16 protein-coding genes are annotated in these 20,489 nt (G+C 68.0%); 13 read left to right on the top strand and 3 right to left on the bottom strand.

Going from position 1 to position 20,489, the window contains the following annotated elements; genetic code table 11:
• Nucleotides 1–68: 68 nt before the first annotated feature.
• The 6 genes from MMG85_RS03650 to MMG85_RS03625 all read left to right on the top strand — a co-directional run bounded on the left by MMG85_RS03650 (nt 69) and on the right by MMG85_RS03625 (nt 8,645).
• Complete coding sequence (locus MMG85_RS03650; RefSeq protein WP_241044788.1) at nt 69–1,079, top strand: LacI family DNA-binding transcriptional regulator; 1,011 nt, start codon at nt 69–71, stop codon at nt 1,077–1,079.
• Nucleotides 1,080–1,416: 337 nt separating this feature from the next.
• Nucleotides 1,417–4,404, top strand: coding sequence for a TonB-dependent receptor (locus tag MMG85_RS03645; protein WP_241044787.1), 2,988 nt, complete (start codon nt 1,417–1,419; stop codon nt 4,402–4,404).
• A gap of 125 nt (nt 4,405–4,529) precedes the next feature.
• Nucleotides 4,530–5,240, top strand: a complete 711-nt coding sequence (locus MMG85_RS03640; RefSeq protein WP_241044786.1) for a SapC family protein — start codon at nt 4,530–4,532, stop codon at nt 5,238–5,240.
• Nucleotides 5,227–6,243 (top strand): cupin-like domain-containing protein, encoded by a 1,017-nt coding sequence (locus MMG85_RS03635; protein ID WP_241044895.1) that lies wholly within the window; start codon nt 5,227–5,229, stop codon nt 6,241–6,243. Before MMG85_RS03640 ends, MMG85_RS03635 begins: the two co-directional genes overlap by 14 nt.
• A gap of 10 nt (nt 6,244–6,253) precedes the next feature.
• Nucleotides 6,254–7,759, top strand: a complete 1,506-nt coding sequence (locus tag MMG85_RS03630; RefSeq protein WP_241044785.1) for a tryptophan halogenase family protein — start codon at nt 6,254–6,256, stop codon at nt 7,757–7,759.
• A 16-nt stretch (nt 7,760–7,775) separates the two neighbouring features.
• Nucleotides 7,776–8,645, top strand: coding sequence for an NAD-dependent protein deacetylase (locus MMG85_RS03625; protein ID WP_055937430.1), 870 nt, complete (start codon nt 7,776–7,778; stop codon nt 8,643–8,645).
• On the opposite strand, the gene MMG85_RS03620 is transcribed toward MMG85_RS03625, so the two are convergent.
• Nucleotides 8,620–10,824, bottom strand: a complete 2,205-nt coding sequence (locus MMG85_RS03620; protein ID WP_241044784.1) for an EAL domain-containing protein — start codon at nt 10,822–10,824, stop codon at nt 8,620–8,622. The genes MMG85_RS03625 and MMG85_RS03620 overlap by 26 nt on opposite strands.
• 332 nt (nt 10,825–11,156) lie before the next feature.
• On the opposite strand from MMG85_RS03620, the gene MMG85_RS03615 reads away from it, so the two are divergent.
• The 4 genes from MMG85_RS03615 to hemC all read left to right on the top strand — a co-directional run bounded on the left by MMG85_RS03615 (nt 11,157) and on the right by hemC (nt 14,588).
• Entirely contained in the window at nt 11,157–12,092 is a 936-nt protein-coding gene (locus MMG85_RS03615) for a TonB family protein (RefSeq protein WP_241044783.1), read from the top strand.
• 36 nt (nt 12,093–12,128) lie between these two features.
• Complete coding sequence (locus tag MMG85_RS03610) at nt 12,129–12,815, top strand: alpha/beta hydrolase (protein WP_241044782.1); 687 nt, start codon at nt 12,129–12,131, stop codon at nt 12,813–12,815.
• A gap of 94 nt (nt 12,816–12,909) precedes the next feature.
• Nucleotides 12,910–13,641: a LytTR family DNA-binding domain-containing protein gene (locus MMG85_RS03605; protein WP_241044781.1), complete on the top strand. Its 732-nt coding sequence runs from the start codon at nt 12,910–12,912 to the stop codon at nt 13,639–13,641.
• Nucleotides 13,642–13,679: 38 nt separating this feature from the next.
• Entirely contained in the window at nt 13,680–14,588 is a 909-nt protein-coding gene (gene hemC, locus MMG85_RS03600) for a hydroxymethylbilane synthase (protein ID WP_241044780.1), read from the top strand.
• A 16-nt stretch (nt 14,589–14,604) separates the two neighbouring features.
• Here hemC and MMG85_RS03595 read toward each other — a convergent pair whose 3' ends face one another.
• On the bottom strand, nt 14,605–15,498 hold the full coding sequence (locus MMG85_RS03595) for a DUF481 domain-containing protein (protein WP_241044779.1): 894 nt from the start codon (nt 15,496–15,498) through the stop codon (nt 14,605–14,607).
• A gap of 520 nt (nt 15,499–16,018) precedes the next feature.
• On the opposite strand from MMG85_RS03595, the gene MMG85_RS03590 reads away from it, so the two are divergent.
• Complete coding sequence (locus tag MMG85_RS03590) at nt 16,019–16,990, top strand: YafY family protein (protein ID WP_055937415.1); 972 nt, start codon at nt 16,019–16,021, stop codon at nt 16,988–16,990.
• A gap of 166 nt (nt 16,991–17,156) precedes the next feature.
• Here the strand turns inward: MMG85_RS03590 and MMG85_RS03585 are convergent, their stop codons facing one another.
• A complete protein-coding gene (locus MMG85_RS03585) occupies nt 17,157–17,741 on the bottom strand; it encodes a lipocalin family protein (RefSeq protein WP_241044778.1) in 585 nt (194 codons plus the stop codon).
• A gap of 142 nt (nt 17,742–17,883) precedes the next feature.
• On the opposite strand from MMG85_RS03585, the gene MMG85_RS03580 reads away from it, so the two are divergent.
• Both MMG85_RS03580 and MMG85_RS03575 read left to right on the top strand, forming a co-directional pair.
• Nucleotides 17,884–18,198, top strand: coding sequence for a hypothetical protein (locus tag MMG85_RS03580; RefSeq protein WP_241044777.1), 315 nt, complete (start codon nt 17,884–17,886; stop codon nt 18,196–18,198).
• A gap of 76 nt (nt 18,199–18,274) precedes the next feature.
• A complete protein-coding gene (locus MMG85_RS03575) occupies nt 18,275–20,380 on the top strand; it encodes a prolyl oligopeptidase family serine peptidase (RefSeq protein ID WP_241044776.1) in 2,106 nt (701 codons plus the stop codon).
• Nucleotides 20,381–20,489 lie beyond the last annotated feature (109 nt).

Genomic DNA, 20,489 nt, shown 5'->3' with positions numbered 1-20,489 from the left:
TGCGCGGCGCTGTCAGAATCCGGCCTCGTTGCCGGAAGGGATGGACGAAGTGGAGCGGGAACCGTCTTATGCGTAGTCGGATCGAGGATGTGGCCGCCGCCGCCGGCGTTTCGATGAAGACCGTGTCGCGCGTGCTCAACAACGAGCCCAACGTGCGCGACGCGATGCGCCAGCGCGTCATGGCGGCCGTCGAGCAGCTGCAGTACCGCCCGAACCTGTCCGCGCGCAGCCTGGCCGGTCAGCGCTCCTACGTCATCGCGCTGGTCTACAACAACCCGTCGCGCAACTATCTGATGGAAATCCAGAGCGGCATGCTGGATGCCTGCCGCGACCATCACTACAACCTGGTGCTGGCGCCGGTGGGCTCGGCCAGGCAGCGCAAGGCCGAAGACCTGAAGGTGGTGTTCGAGCACTTCGCCCCGGACGGCGTGGTGTTGATCCCGCCGCTGACCGACGATCCGGCGGTGCTGGAGTTCCTGGAGCAGCACGAAGTGCCGTTCGCCTGCATCGCGCCCAAGCGCACCGACGGGCGGATCGGCGTGATAATGGACGAGACCTCGGCCGTGCTGGAGCTGATGGCCGGGCTGGTGGCGCAGGGCCACCGCCGCATCGCGCACATCAAGGGCCCGCCCGCCCACGGCGCCTGCCAGTGGCGTTACAAGGGTTATCGCGATGCGCTGAAGAAGGCGGGACTGGAATACGACCCCGCGCTGGTGGTGCAGGGCGCGTTCTCGTTCGAATCCGGCATCGAGGCCGGCGATGCGCTGCTCGGCCTCGCGCAGCCGCCCACCGCGATCTTCGCGGCGAACGACGACATGGCGGCCGGCGTGATCCGTGCCGCCTGCGAGCGCGGGCTGGCAGTGCCGCGCGATATCTCGGTCTGCGGCTTCGATGACACGCCGATCGCGCGCCATATCTATCCCGCGCTCACCACCGTGCGCCAGCCCACCTCCGAGATGGGCAAGCTGGCCACGCTGCAGTTGCTGTCGCGCATCCGCGCGGCCGAAGCGGGCGGCATGGTGCAGGTGGAGCACGAAGTGCTGTTCCGCGAGTCGACGCAGCCTCCCGCAACGCGCTGAAGGTATCGCTGCCGGATTCCGTTGGCGCGCGATGCGCCGGTTCGCGCGTGCCTGTCGCGCCCGGCATCTTCCATACCAATAGAAAACCTCAGGTCTGGTCCGGGCGGAAATTTCGTCCGGCGTCGTGTCACGGATGCAATGCAGAAAACGGTTTCAGCTGCGATGCAACATGCACGATATGGCTTAAAACAAGGGGTTTCGCGATCACTCGGCCGAAAATCAGGAAAAGTTGACAACGCTGTCAATCGCGCGTCCAATGCGGCCCCATGCACGCGGCGAAAGGGCCGCGAGCACGTACACCACCACCATTCGTGAATTTCCGGAGAGGGGAAAGTCCATGAAGCAGTTGCAGTCCGTTCCAAGGAAGCGGGTGCTGACATCCGCGTTGTTGCTGGCGCTCGCCGGCCCCGCGTGGGCGCAGCAGGCCGAGCCGCAGGGCGACACCAGTGCCGCGCCCGCCACCACCAACCAGGTGGATCCCACGGAGCTCGACACGGTCGTGGTCAAGGGCATCCGTGCCAGCCTCGAGTCGTCGATGAACCTCAAGCGCGACGCGCAGGGTGTGGTCGACGGCATCGTCGCCGAGGACATCGGCAAGTTCCCCGACACCAACCTGGCCGAATCGCTGCAGCGCATCAGCGGCGTGTCGATCGATCGCACGTCCAGCGGCGAAGGTTCCAAGGTCACCGTGCGCGGCATGGGTCCGGACTACAACCTGGTACTGCTCAACGGCCGCCAGATGCCGGCGTCCAATCTCGGCAGCGGCGGCGCAGGCAACTCCACCTCGCGCTCGTTCGACTTCGCCAACCTGGCCAGCGAATCGGTTTCTGAAGTGCGCGTGTTCAAGACCGGCCGCGCCGACAATCCCACCGGCGGCATCGGTGCGACCATCGACGTGCGCACGGCGCGCCCGCTGGAGGCCGATCCGGTGGCGACATTCGGCCTGAAGGCCGTCAACGACAGCTCCAACCGCAACCTGCCCGATACCCTGCAGGGCAGCGATTTCACCGGCGAGATGTCCGGCATCTTCAGCCAGACCTATGCCGATGGCCGCTTCGGCGTCACCCTCAGCGGCAGCTACCAGGAGCGCGATTCCGGCTTCAACCAGGCGTCCGTCGCCGATGGCTGGCTGACGTTCTATGGCGACAACTCGAACAGCTGGCAGCGCCTGCCGCTGCCGGGCGAGACCTACTACGACCGCATCCAGAACCGTCCCGGCCCGGACGATGTGTACGCGCGCCCGCAGAACACGGGCTACAGCGTCAACGGCGTGCAGCGCCAGCGCACCAACGGCCAGGTGACCCTGCAGTGGGCGCCCACCGACCGCGTGACCACGACGCTGGACTACAACTACATCGAGAACAAGGTGCAGCAGCAGCGCAGCGAGTTGTCGGTGTGGTTCAACTACGGCCCGGGCGACAGCTCGTGGACCGACGGTCCGGTCGCGGCGCCGATCATCTACTCCGAAGACATGACCGGCGCCGACCTGTCGATGGGCGGCATGCAGCTGGCCACCAAGACCCAGGGCGATTCGCTGGGCTTCAACGTGGAGTGGGAAGTCAGCGACAACCTGAACCTCGAGTTCGATTACCACAACTCCCAGTCCGAATCGAAGCCGGACAGCCCGCTCGGCTCGGCCGGCGTGCTGGGCGTGGCCGCCTACGTGCGCGGGACCACCACGGTCGACTACTCGGGCGAGATCCCGATCGTCAACGTCGTGCTGCCGCCGGGCCAGACCGAAGTGCTGGCCTCGCAGGCGCTGGTCACCGGCTCGGTGTTCCAGAACAGCTACAACAAGTCCGAAGTCGAGCAGATGCAGGCCAAGGGCCGCTTCGAGTTCGGCGAGTACTCGGGCCTGGACTTCGGCGTGTCCGCCATGGACGTGCAGAACCGCTCGGCCTCGGCGGTGATGCAGCGCGATACGTGGGGCGGCGTGGGTACGCCGGCCGACTACGACGACAGCATCTGGTACACCGACCACATGTCGCGGTACTTCGACGCCTTCGGCAACCACAACAATCCGAACTGGACCGACGCCTTCCTGGTGTTCGATTTCGAGCGCCTGCGCCAGGCCGCGATCAGCGAATCCGGTTGCGCCACCTGCTACCAGATGCCGACCCAGTTCACCGACGACATCCGCACGACCGAGAAGTCGAAGAGCGCGTACGTGCAGTGGACCACGATGTTCGACTGGTCCATGCCGCTGCACCTGGCGCTGGGCGTCCGCTACGAGGAAACCGAAGTGGTCTCCACCGCGCTGGAGCGCGTCGGCGAGACCATCAGCTGGGTGGCCGCGAACGAGCTGTACGTGAACTACGCGGACGGCCAGTCGTTCGGCCGTCGCGAGGGCAAGTACGACTACCTGCTGCCGAACCTGGACCTGAAGCTGGATCTCAGCGAGAGCATGGTGCTGCGCGGCAGCTACAGCCAGACCATCGGCCGTCCCGGCTGGGGCGCCATCCGTGGCGGCCAGCAGCTGGCCAACGTGGTGCGCATCAGCGGTGGCGACGGCAGCCGCGGCGATCCGGCGCTGGAGCCGCTGCTGTCGGACAACTTCGACCTGTCGTTCGAGTGGTACTACGGTTCGGGCAGCTACTTCTCGGTCGGCTGGTTCCGCAAGGACATCGAGAACTTCATCAGCGACACCGTGGTGCGCGAGGAGCCGTTCTCCCTGCATACGCCGGTGGGTGGCACCTACTGGAACAACGCGCTGGCGGCGGGCTGCCTGCCGACCGACGGCGATTGCATCCGGACCTACATCTTCGCCAACCATGCCAACGATCCGGGCGTCGATGTCGCGGCGGGCACGATCACCGGCCAGCCGGGCGATCCCATCGCCGGCTTCAACATCACCGTGCCGGCCAACCAGCGTTCGGACACGCTCGATGGCTTCGAGATCAACGTGCAGCACCTGTTCGGCGAGAGCGGCTTCGGCCTGGCGGCGAACTACACCAAGGTGGACTCGGGCCTGACGTTCGACGACACCGACCTGGGCGACCAGTACCCGCTGGCGGGCCTGAGCGATTCGGCCAACCTGGTGGCGTTCTACGACAAGGGGCCGTGGCAGGTCCGTGCGGCGTACAACTGGCGCGACGAGTTCTTCAGCGGCGTCGGCGGGCAGGGCAACAACCCGAACTACACCGAAGCCTACGGCCAGTTCGACATGAACGTCAGCTACCAGGTGACCCCGCAGCTGACGCTCAGCCTGGAAGGCATCAACCTCACCGACGAGACGATGCGTACCCACGCCCGTCACGAGAACATGGTGCGGTTCGCCACCCAGACCGGCCCGCGCTACATGTTCGGTCTGCGGTACAAGTTCTGATCCTTGCTGCGTGATCCAGGGCGGAGTCGTCGGCGTGTCCGGCGGCTCCGTCTTTCTTTGCGCCATCCGATCGGGCACGATGCCCGGGTACTGCGCTTCTCATTACAGATAGCCTGCGAGAGCCGATGAGCCAGCATGTGCTGTTGAACAACGTCGAACACCGCACGCTGCGCGTGCACGCCGGACACGGCGCGGCACTCGGCGATGCGGTCATGCGCGCGCTGACGTTTCCCGCCGAGTTCCGTGACGTGCAGGCGCACTATCCGATCGTGTTCGGGCGCGATGGCGAGGGCCGCTTCGTACCGCTTGCGCTGTTCGGACTGCAGGAAGGCGACAACCTCTTCCTCGACGGTACGCGCTGGGATGCGACCTACGTGCCGCTGGCCATCAGGCGGCAGCCTTTTCTCGTCGGCGTCTCGGGCGAAGAGCGCCTGCTGCACGTCGACCTGGAGCATCCGCGCGTCACCACCGACGGCGGTGAGACGCTCTTCCACGACGACCATGGCGTCGCCACCGAATACCTGGAGCGCGTCAAGTCCGTGCTGCTGGCCCTGCATGACGGTGTCATGGCCACACCCGCCTTCATCGACGCGTTGCTGCAGCACGGACTGCTGGAGTCGTTCGTACTGGACGTGAAGCTGGACGACGGCTCGCATAATCGCCTGGCCGGCTTCCACACGATCGACGAAGCGCGCCTGCAGGCATTACCGGGCGCGGCGCTTGAACGGCTGGCGCACGAGGGCCACCTGTTGCCCATCTACATGGTGCTGGCCTCGATGTCGCGCTTCCGCGACCTGATCGAACGGACCAATCGACGTCGTGCTGCCGCAAACTGATGCCATCGAAGAGGTGAGCGGGTACGACCCCGCCGCCGTACCGGAATCGTTGCTGTCGGCAAGCAGTCCCGTGGTGTTGCGCGGCCTGGCATCGGCATGGCCTGCCGTTCAGGCGGCGCACGCATCCGCGCACGATGCGATCGCGTATCTCAAGCGGTTCGACCACGGCAGCATGCCGGTCGTCGCCACGGTGGCACCACCGGAGGCCGGCGGGCGTGTCTTCTACAACGACGACCTGAGCGGCTTCAACTTCCGGCGCGAAGAGGTGCCGCTGATGGTCGCGCTGGATACCCTGCGCAAGTATCTCGATGCCGCCGCGCCGCCCTCGATCTACGTCGCGTCCACCACGCTGGATACGTTCCTGCCGGGGTTCCGCGCGGAAAATCCCATGATGCTGGGCGCCCGCGATCCGCTGGCCAGCATCTGGATTGGCAACCGCAGCCGCATCGCGGCTCACCAGGACGTGCCGGACAACCTGGCCTGCGTGGTCGCGGGTCGGCGACGGGTGACGCTGTTCCCGCCGGACCAGCTGCAGAACCTCTACATCGGACCGCTCGATCACACGCCGGCAGGGCAGGCGGTGAGCCTGGTCGATTTCGCTGCGCCGGACCTGCAGCGCTTTCCCCGCTTTGCCCAAGCGATGCGCCATGCACGCACTGCGGTGCTCGCGCCCGGCGATGCCGTGTTCATTCCTTCCATGTGGTGGCATCACATGGAGGGCCTGGAACCCTTCAACGTGCTGGTGAACTACTGGTGGCGCCGCACGCCTGCGTGGATGGACACGCCGATGAACGCGCTGATGCTGGCGATCACCAGCCTGCGCGACCTGCCGCCGCACGAGCGCGCCATCTGGAAGGACGTGTTCGACCATTACGTGTTCGGCTACGACGAGGCCGTCGACGCCGGCCATATTCCCGAATCCGCGCGGCGCGTGCTGGCGTCGCTCGACGAAGACCGTGTCCGCCACCTGCGTGCGCTGCTCGTGCAGCGCCTGAACCGATAGAGCCCACCGCATGCATACGCCAGAACCCGTCGCCACCCCCCGTCCCGTCAAGCGCGTCGTCATCGCCGGTGGCGGCACCGCGGGCTGGATGGCCGCCGCCGCACTGTCGAAGACCCTGGGCAAGGTGCTCGACATCACCCTGGTGGAGTCCGAAGAGATCGGCACCGTCGGCGTGGGCGAAGCGACGATTCCGACCCTGGTGGTCTTCCATCGCCTGCTCGACATCAAGGAACAGGACTTCATGGCGGCCGTGCAGGGCACGGTGAAGCTGGGCATCTCCTTCGAAAACTGGAAGGACGTGGACCATCGCTATATCCACTCGTTCGGCATCAGCGGCAAGGACCACTGGTCGGCGGGCTTCCAGCATTTCTGGCTGCGTGGACGCGCCGAAGGCCTGGCCAGCGAGTACAGCGACTACTGCATCGAGTTGCAGGCGGCGCTGCAGGACCGCTTCTCGCACCTGCCGCGCTACCACGTCAATTACGCCTACCACATGGATGCCGCGCTCTACGCGCGGTTCCTGCGCGACTTCAGCGCGCGCCATGGCTGCAAGCGCGTTGAGGGGAAGATCGTCGACGTGGCCACCGACGCCGAGGGATGCATCTCCTCGATCAAGCTCGAGCGCGGCGAGGTGATCGAAGGCGACCTGTTCATCGACTGCACCGGCTTCCGTGCCCTGCTGATCGGCAAGACGCTGGGCGTGGGCTACACCGATTGGTCGCAGTGGCTGTTCAACGACAGCGCGCTGGCCACGCAGACCACCGCCGTGCGCGATGCCGTGCCGTATACGCGCGCCATCGCGGGCACGGCGGGCTGGCAGTGGCGCATCCCGCTGCAGCACCGGGTCGGCAACGGCATCGTGTATTCCAGCCGGCACATCAGCGACGACGAGGCGCGCGAGCAGTTCCTGTCGAGCGTCGAGGGCGAGGTGATCAAGCAGCCGTGGCCGATCCGCTTCCAGCCCGGCCAGCGCCAGCAGTGCTGGGCGAAGAACTGCGTGGCGCTGGGCCTGGCCGGCAGCTTCATCGAGCCGCTGGAATCGACCACCATCCACCTGATCCAGCGCGGCATCGTGCGCCTGCTGCAGACGTTCCCGCACACCATCACCCAGCCGGCGATCGATGAATACAACGCGCGCCTGGACGAGGAGCTGCAACACGTCCGCGACTTCGTGATCATGCACTACAAGGTCAGCGACCGGCGCGACACGCCGTACTGGCGCGAGATCGCGGAGATGGAAATCCCGTCCACGCTGCGGCATCGCATCGACCTGTTCCGCGAGACCGGCACCGTGTTCCATGTTCCCGGCGAACTGTTCGGCGAGAATTCCTGGATCCAGGTGATGATGGGCCAGGGCATCGTGCCGAAGCGCTACCACCCGACCGCGGACGTGATGTCGCCGGCGGACCTGCAACGTTTCCTCGACGACATCCGCCGCAATGTCCTGGACACGGCCAGGCAGATGCCGGCCCACATGGACTACCTGCGCAGCTACTGTCCCGCGCCGAAGCCCTGAGCCACGCCGGCGCGGCATGGCCTATGCTGCCGGCATGATCGACACGCGACTGGAAGACTTCGTTTCGGCGCACCGGCGCCTGTTCGTGCTGACCGGCGCCGGCTGCAGTACCGCGTCCGGCATCCCCGACTACCGGGACGAGCAGGGCGCCTGGAAGCGCACGCCGCCGGTGACCTACCAGGCCTTCGTCGGCGATCGCGCCACACGCCAGCGCTACTGGGCGCGCAGCCTGCTCGGATGGCCGCGCGTCGCCGCGGCGCGGCCGAATGCCGCGCATGTCGCCCTGGCGGCGCTGGAAGCCAAGGGCGGTTGCGAAGTGCTGCTGACCCAGAACGTGGACGGCCTGCACCAGGCCGCCGGCAGCGTGTCGGTGATCGACCTGCACGGGCGGCTCGGCGGGGTCGTCTGCCTGGGCTGCGCTGCGGTATCAGGCCGTGCGCAGCTGCAACAGCGGCTGGCGCAGGCCAATCCGGCGTGGCTGTCGCTGGACGCGGGTACGGCGCCGGACGGCGACGCCGATCTGGAGGGCCGGGACTTCGGCACGTTCGAGGTGCCCGCCTGCGAGGCCTGCGGCGGACTGCTCAAGCCGGACGTGGTGTTCTTCGGCGAGAACGTGCCGCGGCTGCGTGTCGAGACCGCGATGACGCACCTCGGGCACGCCGACGCCATGCTGGTCGTCGGTTCGTCGCTGATGGTCTATTCGGGGCTGCGCTTTGTGCACGCGGCTGTCCGCCTGGGGCTGCCGGTGGCGGCGGTAGGCCTGGGTCGCACGCGCGCCGATGATCTGCTGCAGTTCCGGCTGGCGGCCCCGTGCGGCGAAGCGCTCGACTTCCTGCTGGACGATGCAGGAAGCCCGGCCCTCACTCGGCCGGCGGTTGCAGGCTGACCCAGCGCTCCAGCGAGTGCGGCGAGAGCGGACGGGAGACGTAGTAGCCCTGCAGCAGGTCGCAGTTGAGCGAAGCCAGCACGGCGCGCTGGGCGGCGTTCTCCACGCCCTCCGCCACCACTTTCAGGGACAGGCTCTCGCCGATGCGCAGGATCGAGGTGGTCAGTGCGCGCGCGGACTCGCTGTGCTCCAGGTCGCGGACGAAGCTCATGTCCAGCTTCAGTTCGCTGATCGGCAGGCGGTGCAGATGGCTCAGGCTGGAGTAGCCGGTGCCGAAATCGTCGATCGACAGGCTGACGCCCATCCGGTGGATCGCATCGATATTCGCCAGCACTTCCGGCTTCTGCGCCAGCATCACGCTTTCGGTCACCTCGACCATCAGGTGGTCGGGCGACAGGCCGCACTTGCCCAGCACGTTGCCGATGAAGGTGGGCAGATCCTGCTGTTCGAAGTTGATCGCCGAGAGGTTGACCGAGACGCGCGGCACCGGCACGCCGCGACGGCGCCAGTCGGCCATCTGCGTGCAGGCTTCCTCCAGCGTCCAGCGGCCCAGTTCGTCGATCAGGCCGCATTCCTCGGCCATCGGCACGAAGGTGGAGGGGGAAATCTCGCCGATCTCCGGGTGCCGCCAGCGCAGCAGCGCCTCGACGCCATGCAGCGTGGCGTCGTCGTCCAGCGCGACCTGCGGCTGGTAGTGCAGGCGCAGCTGGCCGCTGCGGATGGCTTCGCGCAGGGCGTTCTCCAGCGCCAGGCGCTCCTGCATCGCCTGGTTCATTTCCAGGCTGTAGAACACGATGCGCCCGCCGCCCTCGGACTTGGCGCGGTACATGGCGATGTCGGCATGCCGCACCAGCGAGTCGACGTCCCAGCCGTCGGACGGGAACATCGCCACGCCCACGCTGGCCTGCGGGGTGAGCATCATGCGGCCGGCGCTGACCGGCTCGGACAGGCGCGCCATCAGGCGGTCGGCGAGGTTGGCGGCTTCCTCCGCGGTGCGGTCGGGCACCGCCAGCACGAACTCGTCGCCCGCCAGCCGCGCCACCACGTCGCCCTCGCGCAGTTCGCTGCCGAGCCGCTTGGCGAGTTCGCGCAGCAGCATGTCGCCGGCGGTGTGACCCTGGGTGTCGTTGACGATCTTGAAGCGGTCGATGTCGACGAACAGCAGCGCCACGTGGGCGTCGCGCCGGGCGGCACCCAGCAGCATCTGTTCCACCTTGCTGTTGAACAGCGCGCGGTTCGGCAGGCCGGTCAGCGTGTCGTAGAACGACAGTTGGTGCATGCGGGCATGGGCGCGCTCGCGCTCCATCGCCAGCGCACACAGGTGCAGGCAGACATCGACCACGCGCTGGTGGAAGTCGTCCGGCGCGCGGTTTTCCCAGTAATACAGCGCGAACGTGCCCAGCACGCGGCCGTCGTTGTCCTTGATCGGGCTGGACCAGCACGCGCGGATGCCCAGCGCCAGGAACGGCGCGTTGTAGGCCTGCCAGCGCGGGTCGCGCTCGATGTCGCGGCATTCCACCGGTTGCCCGCTCCATGCGGCCGAGCCGCAGGCGCCGACCATCGGACCGGCGAGTTCGCCGTCGATCACCGAGGCGATGGCGTCCGGCAGGCTGGGCGCGGCCAGCGGGCGCAGGCGGCCATATTCGTCGACGCCGATCACCGACGCGACGGCTTCGGGCATGACCTTCTCCACCTCGCGGCAGATCAGCGTCAGCACGTCCCGCAGCGGCTGTTCGCGGACGATGGCGCCCAGCACCTTGCGGTGCATTTCTTCGTGCAGCTTGCTGTGGGTGATGTCGGTGTAGACGCCGAGCAGGTAGCGGATATTGCGCTCGGGATCGAAGACCGGGTTCACCACGGCGGAGATCCACAGCGGCACGCCGTTCTTGGCGTAGACCAGCAGTTCGGTGCGGTAACCCTGCTGCGTGTGCAGCTGTCCGCGCACCCATTCGACCGTTTCCGGATCGGTATGCGGGCCGGCCAGGAAATCGCTGGGCCGGCGTCCCACCGCGTCTTCCCGCGTGTAGCCCAGCATCCGCGTGAAGCCCTGGTTGGTCCAGGTGATGCGCGCGGAATCGTCGCAGACGACGATGGCGTTGTCGCTGTGGTCGATGACCCAGGACACGTCCGGTTCGCCATCGACGATGTGCGAGGGCATGGTGATGGCGGTGGGCCTCACGGTCGGTTCTTCCCCAAAAGAACGGTTGCCGCATGATGGACAGGGTCCGCTACGGCATTCCCTGCTGAGCCGCCCCGAAGGGGACGGTACGCAGTGGTATCGGCCCCGAATCATCTCACTGTACCCGAGTTTTCGAGGCGCGCGGGCCGCCGGCGCGCCTGCAAACGCTTCCAATGGCACCGGTGGACCACATGCTCCACGGTGGTGCAGCCGGGAGGGGGGGCGTGGCCGACTCCCCGGCTCCCGCAGGCACCCCCGGTGGCGTCCATGCCACTGACGCATCCCCGTCATCTACGCCGCCTAGATTTGCCGACCGCAGGACAGGGGTGGCCATGAAAACGATGTGGATGTGGGTGGGCGTGGGAATCGCTCTGGGGATGACGGCGTGCGGCGATGCGGCTGCACCCGCGGCGAGCCGGGAAGAAGCGGTGGCGATCGACGTCGCAACCGGGGACGAACCCGCGACGCCGTACGAGCGGGCGACGCGTGCACTGTCCGCCGGCCGGATGCTGTCGCCGGTGGGCGACAATGCGGTGGAACATTATCTCGCCGCGCGCACACAGGCCCCGGAGCAGGCGCGCGCGCAGGCCGCACTGGCCGAACTGCAGCCGTACGTGCTGATTGCCGCCGAGCAGGCGATCGCGCGCGGTGACGCGCCGGAGGCGCTGCGGCTGCAGGGCCTGATCGAGCGCATCGATCCCCGTGCGCCGGCCCTGCCGCGATTGCGGACCGCGGTGGCCGCGCTCGTGCGCGAACAGGCGGCACGGGAGGTGGCGGTCGCTCAGGAGGCCGTGCAACCGCTGGCATCCGCACCCGTGGCTTCGGCACCCGCGGCTTCGGCAGCCGCGTTGCCACCACCCGCCGTCGTGCCCATGACCGCGATGGCCGCGCCGCAAGCCGATCCCGTGTCCACGCCGGTCGTGCCTGCAGCGGCCCAGGAACCGCCCCGGCCGGTCAGCACGCCCCAGCCGGCAGCGCGCATCGCGCAGGGCACGGCGACGCCGCGGCTGCTGCAGGATGCGCAGCCACGCTATCCCTTGCCGGCGCTGCGTGCGCGCATCGAGGGGCAGGCGGAAGTGGCCTTCACCATCCAGCCCGATGGCAGCGTGCGCGATGTCCGCCTGCTGTCGTCGACGGCGGACGGCATGTTCGATGCGTCGGCACTCGCGGTGGCGCAACGCTGGCGCTTCGAGGCGACCGGCCAGGCACACGCCTCCAGCCGCACCGTGCGGTTCCGCCTGCCGGCCGGCGAGGCCCGCGGCGGCTGAGTGGTGTCGGCGCGCGTCTGCGGCCAGAATGGCGGCATGACGACTTCCAACGCTTCCGCCGTACTCGATACCGTCGAACAGGAAACCGGCCCGGCGCCGCAGTGGTCCGTGCTGTGGCTGCACGGGCTGGGCGCCGACGGCCATGATTTCGCGCCGCTGGTGCCCGAACTGGTGCGGCCGGGCTGGCCTGCATTGCGCTTCGTGTTCCCGCATGCGCCGGTGCGCGCGGTGACCATCAACAACGGCGTGCGCATGCGCGCCTGGTACGACATCGTCGGCATGGATTTCCCCACCCGCGCGGACAGCGCCGGCATCGAGGAATCCATCGCCCAGGTGGAAGCGCTGATCGAACGCGAGCAGGCGCGCGGCATCGCGCCGGAGCGCCTGCTGCTGGCGGGCTTCTCGCAGGGCGGCGCCATTACCCTGGCCGCCGGCCTGCGCCGGCAGGTGCCGCTGGCGGGGCTGATCGCCTTGTCGACCTACCTGCCCGGTGCCGCACAGGCCGCCGGCCACCTGCATCCGGCAGCGACCGCGCAACCGGTCTTCATGGCGCACGGCAGCGGCGATCCGGTCATTCCCCTGGTCCATGCCGAACACAGCGCGCGCGTGCTGGGCGAGCTCGGTTTCGACGTGCAGTGGCAACGCTATCCGATGGCGCACCAGGTCTGCGCAGAGGAAATCCGTGACCTCGGTGACTGGATGGCGCAACGATTTGCGTTGTAATCCCCACGTGCCCCCGGTGGATGACGCACGGCGTCGCCATGGGTAACCTAGGCCACGGGGGATCACGCCACCGTTCACCGAGGACGCCTTTGCCGTGAAAGTGGTCATCGCCGACGACGAATCCCTTGCGCGCGAGCGCCTGCGCGCCCTGCTTGCCGAACATCCCGGTATCGAGGTGGTCGCCGAAGCCGAGAACGGCCTCGACGCCCTGCAGGCCTGCTCGGAGCATCGCCCCGACATGGTCCTGCTGGACATCGCCATGCCCGGCGTCGACGGGCTGGAAGCCGCGCGTCACCTGGCCGCCTTCGATCCGCGTCCGGCCGTGGTGTTCTGCACCGCCTATGACGAACACGCGCTGTCCGCGTTCGAAGCCGCCGCCATCGACTACCTGATGAAGCCGATCCGCCCCGAGCGGCTGGCCGCGGCGCTGGAGCGCGCCCGCACCTTCATCGCCGGGCGCGAGAACCAGCCGCCTGCCGCCTCCAGCAGCCAGCCACGCACCCACCTGTGCGCGCGCCTGCGCGGCAGCCTGCGGCTGATCCCGGTGGATGAAGTCCACTACCTGCAGGCCGAAGAGAAATACGTGGTGGTGCACCACGCGCGCGGCGAGGACCTGATCGAAGAGTCGCTGAAGTCGCTGGAAGAGGAGTTCGGCGGCCGCTTCGTGCGCATCCACCGCAACTGCCTGGTCGCGCGGCACGAACTGGTCGAGATCAAGCGTGTCGGCGATGGCCACGTGCAGGCGATCCTGCGCCACGGCAAGGCACCGCTGGAAGTCAGCCGGCGCTGCGTGGCCGGCCTGCGCGAGACGGTCAAGGCGCTCTGATTCCCCGCCATCGCCGCGCCATGCGGGATAATGCCCGCATGACCACGCTGCGCATCGCCACCCGCAAGAGCCCGCTCGCCCTCTGGCAGAGCGAACACGTTGCCGACCGCCTGCGCGCCGCGCATCCCGGCCTGGCCGTCGAGCTGGTGCCGATGAGCACGCGCGGTGACGAAGTGCTCGATCGCTCGCTGGCCGCGATCGGCGGCAAGGGTCTGTTCCTGAAGGAACTGGAGCTGGCGATGCTGCGCGGCGACGCGGATTGCGCCGTGCACTCGCTGAAGGACGTGCCGATGGAACTGGAGGGACCGTTCGTCCTGCCGGCTATCCTGCCGCGTGCCGACCATGCGGACGCCTTCGTCTCGAACCACCACGAAGGCCTGGTGGCGTTGCCGCAGGGTGCGCGCGTGGGGACGTCATCATTGCGTCGGCAGGCGCAGTTGCGCGCGGTGCGTCCCGATCTGGACCTGCGCGACCTGCGCGGCAACGTCAACACGCGCCTGGCCAAGCTGGACGCCGGCGAGTACGACGCCATCGTGCTGGCCTGTGCCGGCCTGGAGCGGCTCGGCTTCGCCTCGCGCATCCGCGCGCGGCTGGACGCGCCGGACTGGTTGCCCGCGCCCGCGCAGGGGGCGGTGGCGGTGGAGTGCCGCGCCGAAGATCCGGACACGCAGGCGCTGTTCGCCGCCCTCGACGACGCGCCTACGCGCCTGTGCGTGGAAGCGGAGCGGGCGATGAACCGGGCGCTGCATGGCAGCTGCCATGTGCCGGTGGCGGCCTTCGCGCGGCGCGATGGCGACGACCTCGTGCTGTCCGGCCTGGTGGGCTCGGCGGCGGACGGCCAGGTGCTGCGCGCGGAAGGGCGTGGACCGGCCGCCGATCCCGACGCGCTCGGTCGCCGGGTGGCGGCGCAGCTGCTGGAGCAGGGGGCGGGCGCCTTCCTGGCCTGAGCCGCGCGCGCCGCGATTACTTGAAGCGGTAGACCACGTTCATCGTGGTCAGCGTGTCGGTGCGCTTCCTGTCCGGCGGTACGTCGCTGTTGTGGCGTGCCTGCCAGCCGGCCTTCAATGCCAGGTGCGAGTTCATCGTCACCGACACGCCCAGGTCGTTCTGCGCGAACGTGTTGTACTCACCCGATTCGACCAGCAGCTTGTTGACGATCTCGGTGTTCTCGCTCAGTGCGTAACGCACATCGACCAGGCCTCGGCCGATGAAGCTGGCTTCGTTGCGTTCGTCGATGGTGTCGTAGGCGCGGCGGAAGCCGGGGCCCACCTGCAGGTCGAGGTGCGCGCGTTCGTTCTCGATCACGCGGTTGCCGTAGCTCAAGCTCACCGACTGCTGGCGGCTGTAGGTGCCGAAGTCGTCTTCCTCATGGCGTACGGAGGTATTGAGCGTGCCGCGGTCGTCCATCAGGTAGGCGCTGTTGGCGGTCACCGTATGCCGGTTGGCGGTGGTGCGCCGGTCGCGCACGACGCTGCCGTCGTCCAGGGTGCGGTTGTACTCGGAGCGCGAGTGCAGCCCGAACAGGCTGGCGCTGTGCCGCCACGCGCCGCCGTCGGTATAGGTCAGGTCCAGTCGCCCGTTGAAGCTCTCGTTGTTGCTGTTGCCGCTCGCAGCGGCGAACCCCAGTTCACCGCCGCCGGTCAGGGTCGGCGCGGGCGGCGGTGGGGGCGGGGGTGTTTCCGGAATCGGACGCACCGCCATGGCGACCACGGGAAGCGCCATCCCCTCCTGCTTGGTGAACCCCTTGCCAGCCGGGGGCGCGTCGACCTTGTCGTTGCGCGGCAGCAGTACCTCGGTGGCATGCGCCGGGAGTGCGCCGCCGGCCAGCAGGGCGAGGGCGAGCAGGGAGAGGGGCATCCGGGCGGACATGGCGGATCTCGGGGGAGGTGAATGACTGAAACCGGTTACATGGTAGGCAGACGCCTGCGCCGCCACAACCCAAGTGCTTGTTCGGATTCAGGTTTGCGACATGCATTCTGGCAGGCGCATGTGTCCGATTCGCGATGGCCGTCACGATCGACGGCGTTCCCCTTGCGGGTCGCTGGCGTCGGGCCGGACGCATCCGCTGCACGCAGAGCGGGGACCGTGGCTTCGAGGGTCAAGAAGGCGTGCGCCGCATGCGCCCATGGCAGGCGTACGTCGGTGAGCCCGTGCGGGCAGAGCGGTGCACGCTCCCTCCGAAGCGGCGCGGCGCAACAGCGACTTGGGTCCGCGCGTTGAGGGCGCCACGGCGGTGAGGACACGCCGTGGCACCAGGCACCGCACGGGCCCAAGCCGCCGTCGGCGCAGGTCCCCCGTGCCTGTTCCAACGGCGGCAGGGCGACGAAAACGGCCACCCGTCGGTGATAATCCGTGCACGCCCCCCGTCGTGCCGCCCATGGACAAGATCGAACGCATCACCGCCCTGCACCGACTCCTCAAGGCGGCCCGCTATCCGGTCACGGTGAAGCGGCTGCAGGAGGAACTCGGCTGCTCGCGCGCGACGGTCTACCGTGACCTGGCCTACCTGCGCGATGCGCTGATGGCCCCGATCGAGGGCGATGGCGAGGCGGGTTTCCGTTACCACGCCGCCGAGAGCGACCGTTTCGAACTGCCCGGCCTGTGGCTGAGTTCGGAGGAACTGTACGCGCTGCTCGCCGCCCAGCAGTTGCTGGTGCGCACCGGCGGCGGCGTGCTGTCCGGCGCGCTGGCGCCGCTGCAGAAGCGCATCGAAGGCCTGCTGGCCGACCACGCGGGCGTCGACCAGTGGCCGGTCGACCGCGTGCGCGTCATCCCGCATCGCGGCCGCACGCTCGACGAAGCCAGCTTCCGTACCGTCGCCTCCGCGGTGCTGGAGCGCAAACAGCTGCAGTTCGAATACCGCGCGCGTTCCACCGACGAGCGCACCAGGCGCACGGTGTCGCCGCAGCGCATCACCCACTACCGCGACAACTGGTACCTGGATGCCTGGGATCACGAGCGCAACGCGCTGCGCAGTTTCGCCGTCGACCGCATCGGGCAGGCGAGGATGGGCGACGAACCCGCGCGCGACCTCCCCAACGAGGAACTGAACCAGCATCTGGCCTCGAGCTACGGCATCTTCTCGGGCGAACCGAAGGGCTGGGCGACCATCCTGTTCAGCGCCAAGGCGGCGCGCTGGGTGGCGGACGAGCAGTGGCATTCCAAGCAGCAGGGCCGCCATCTGTCCGATGGCCGCTACGAACTGAAGATTCCCTACAGCGTCTCGCGCGAGCTGCTGATGGACATCCTGCACTACGGCGCCGATGCCGAGATCATCGAGCCTGCCGTGCTGCGCGAACAGGCGAAAGCACTGCTGGAGCTGGCGCTGTCGAACTACGAGAAGAAATGAGTTCCTGTAGGAGCGACGTCAGTCGCGACCGCTGATCTTGAGTGTCTTGAAGCTGTAGCTACGCGTCATGGCGCAGGTAGCAAGCGCCACATTTCTTGCCTGGCGAAGCGCCAAGGACAACGTCCGCATCCGGTCGCGACTGACGTCGCTCCTACAGGATGCCGGATCACGGCGCCTTCGGCTCCCCGAACCCCGGCGTACCGACCTGCGCCGGCACCTGCGGCACACGCACCAGCTGGCGGGCGTTGATGCCATGGTCGCGGGCCCGCTTCACCAGGTCCTGGTACTGCGCATCGGCCATCACCGGGTCGCGGGCGATGATCCAGCCCATGTCGCGGCCGGGGTAGTCGACCAGCGCCCACGAATAATCCGGCGCCACCTCGCGGATGCGCCACTTCGCCGGCACCACGCCGACGAACCACAGGGTCCATTCGCGGTTGCCAGACTCGCTCTTCACCGAAGCGCGGGCTTCGCGCGTCTGTTCGGGCTGGTCGAAGCCCTCGCGGTAGTGGTAGGTCACGCCGACCTTGTCGGTGTCGCGCAGCGCGTATTCGTAGCGCGCCGCCACATGGCCACGCTCGGCGAAGTAGGGAACATGCGCCACCACGTGCCACGTGCCCATGAAGCGGGGCAGGTCGAGCGCGGCGGGGCCTTCCCGGACGGCGCCGCGATGGCCGCAGCCGGCGAGCAGCGCCAGCAGGCAGGCCAGCAGGGCGAGGCGGGCCACGCGGGGAAACAACGGCATGGGCATGTGGAACTCCTTTCTCCCCGTCATACGGACACGCTAGTCATCAGGATGCGAGGGAGATGTTAACCGGTGATGTCGCAACCCGTGAGATGCGGCTGCGCGACGGTGACCCATCGCCGACATCGCCTCACAGGAGTGCACCGCCATGTTCTTCCTTCCGCATGCTTCTTCCGCCTCTTCTTCCTCCGACCGCCCCGACGCGGCACTGGACCGCCTGCTGCGCCGGCTCGTGCTGACGGGCCTGGCGCTGGTGCTGCTGGTGCCGCTGGCGCGCGCCAATACCGATGCACTCGGCTGGTTGCCGCTCTGGCTGGTCGGCATGCCGGCGGTGGCGTGGTGGGCGCTGCACCGGTTCAGGATGCCCGGCCGGGTCGTCCTGGCGCGCAAGGCCGTGCGTCGCCGCGGACCGCAGGCGCGGCGCTTGCGTCTGGCCCCGGTTGGCCCGTCCCGGGCGGCCTGACCTTCGGCAGGGGGTGGCCTCCGGGCCTTGTGCTAGCGTGACGTGTTCATGAACTGCACCTCCGGAGCCACCCTCGATGCCCAGACTCACCCATGCCTGCCTGGCCGCCGGCCTTGCCATGGCGGGCGCGCTGTCCGCCCCCGTCAACGCCGCGGAGGCTGACGTGTCCAGCGACCCGTATGCCTGGCTGGAAGACGTCGAAGGGCAGAAGCCGCTCGATTGGGTGAAGAGTGTGAACGCGAAGGCGGAGGCCGAGATCGCCTCGACCCCGGCCTTCAAGCAACTGGAAGCGGACATCCGCGCCATCCTCGATTCCGACGCCAAGATCCCCGGCGTGCAGAAGATCGGCGACCACTACTACAACTTCTGGAAGGACAAGCAGCACGAACGCGGCCTGTGGCGCCGCACCACGCTGGCCGAGTACCGCAAGCCGCAGCCGCAGTGGGAAACCGTGCTCGACCTGGACGCGCTGAACAAGGCCGAGGGCAAGAACTGGGTCTGGCACGGCGCCGACTGCCGCAAGCCCGACTACACCCGTTGCCTGGTCGCGCTGTCGCGCGGCGGCGCCGATGCCGACGAGACCCGCGAGTTCGACCTGGTCAACAAGCAGTTCCTCGCCGACGGCTTCTACCGTCCCGAGGCCAAGGGCGGCCTGGGCTGGAAGGACGCCGACACCGTCTACGTCTACACCGACTTCGGCGCCGGCAGCATGACCAGCTCCGGCTATCCGCGCATCGTCAAGGAATGGAAGCGCGGCACGCCGCTGGACAGCGCGAAGGTGGTCTACGAAGGCAAGCCGGACGACATGTACATCGCCGCGTACCACGACGACACGCCGGGCTTCCAGCGTGATTTCGTCAGCCGCACGCTGGCCTTCTACAACGACGAGCTGTACCTGCGCCGCGCCGACGGCACGCTGGCCAAGATCGACGCGCCGAACTCGGCCAACAAGGGCGTGTTCCGCGAATGGCTGACGCTGGAACTGCGCGAGCCATGGACCGTCGGCGGCAAGACCTACGCTGCCGGTTCGCTGCTGGCGGCGAAGTTCGACGACTTCATCGCCGATAAGCGCACGTTCGACGTGTTGTTCGAGCCGACCGTCAGCACCTCGCTCGCCGGCATGTCCGTCACCAAGAACCACGTGGTGCTGAACGTGCTGGACGACGTCAAGAACCGGCTGAGCGTGCTGACGCCGTCGGCGACCGGCTGGAAGCGCGGCGAGTTCGTCGGCGCACCGGGCTTCGGCACCGTCAGCGTCAGCGCGGTCGATGCCGACAGCAGCGACGCGGTGTGGATGACCGTCACCGACTACCTGACCCCGACCACGCTGTCGCTGGTGGAACTGGGCCAGGCACCGGAACAGTTGAAGTCGATGCCGGCGTTCTTCGACGGCTCGGGCAAGAAGATCGAACAGCACTTCGCCACCTCGAAGGACGGCACCAAGATCCCGTACTTCCTGGTGCGTCCGGAAGGCCTGAAGTACGACGGCAGCACGCCGACCCTGCTGTACGGCTACGGCGGCTTCGAGATCTCGATGACGCCGGGCTATTCCGGTGGTGTCGGCAAGGGCTGGCTGGAGAAGGGTGGCGTGTACGCCGTGGCCAACATCCGCGGTGGCGGCGAGTACGGTCCGCGCTGGCACCAGGCAGCGCTGAAGGCCAATCGCCACAAGGCGTATGAGGATTTCGCGGCGGTCGCTCAGGACCTGATCGCGCGCAAGATCACCTCGCCGAAGCACCTGGGCATCCAGGGTGGCAGCAATGGCGGTCTGCTGACCGGCAACATGCTGACGCAGTATCCGGAGCTGTTCGGCGCGGTCGTCGTGCAGGTGCCGCTGCTGGACATGAAGCGCTACAGCCATCTGCTGGCCGGTGCGTCGTGGATGGCCGAATACGGCAATCCCGATACGGCCGACTGGGAGTTCATCAAGACCTTCTCGCCGTACCACCTGTTCGATGCGAAGAAGGACTATCCGCCCACCCTGTTCATGACCTCGACGCGCGATGACCGCGTGCATCCCGGCCATGCCCGCAAGATGGCGGCGATGATGCTGGACGCCGGCAAGGACGTGCGCTACTACGAGAACATCGAAGGCGGCCACGGCGGCGCGGCGAACAACGCCCAGGCCGCGCACATGAGCGCGCTGGCCTACACCTTCCTCTGGCAGCAGTTGTCGAAGTAACCGAAGGTTCCTTCCCCTGCATGCGGGGGAAGGTGCCCGAAGGGCGGATGGGGGCAGCGCCGACGTCAGACGGCGTCGCTCGCCCCCACCCCGACCCCCCCCCGCAAGC

This window comes from Pseudoxanthomonas sp. LH2527 (assembly GCF_022539275.1).
In the GTDB taxonomy this organism is placed as follows: domain Bacteria; phylum Pseudomonadota; class Gammaproteobacteria; order Xanthomonadales; family Xanthomonadaceae; genus Pseudoxanthomonas_A.
Note: the sequence above shows the minus strand (reverse complement) of the source record. Positions and strands in the feature narration are given on the sequence as shown.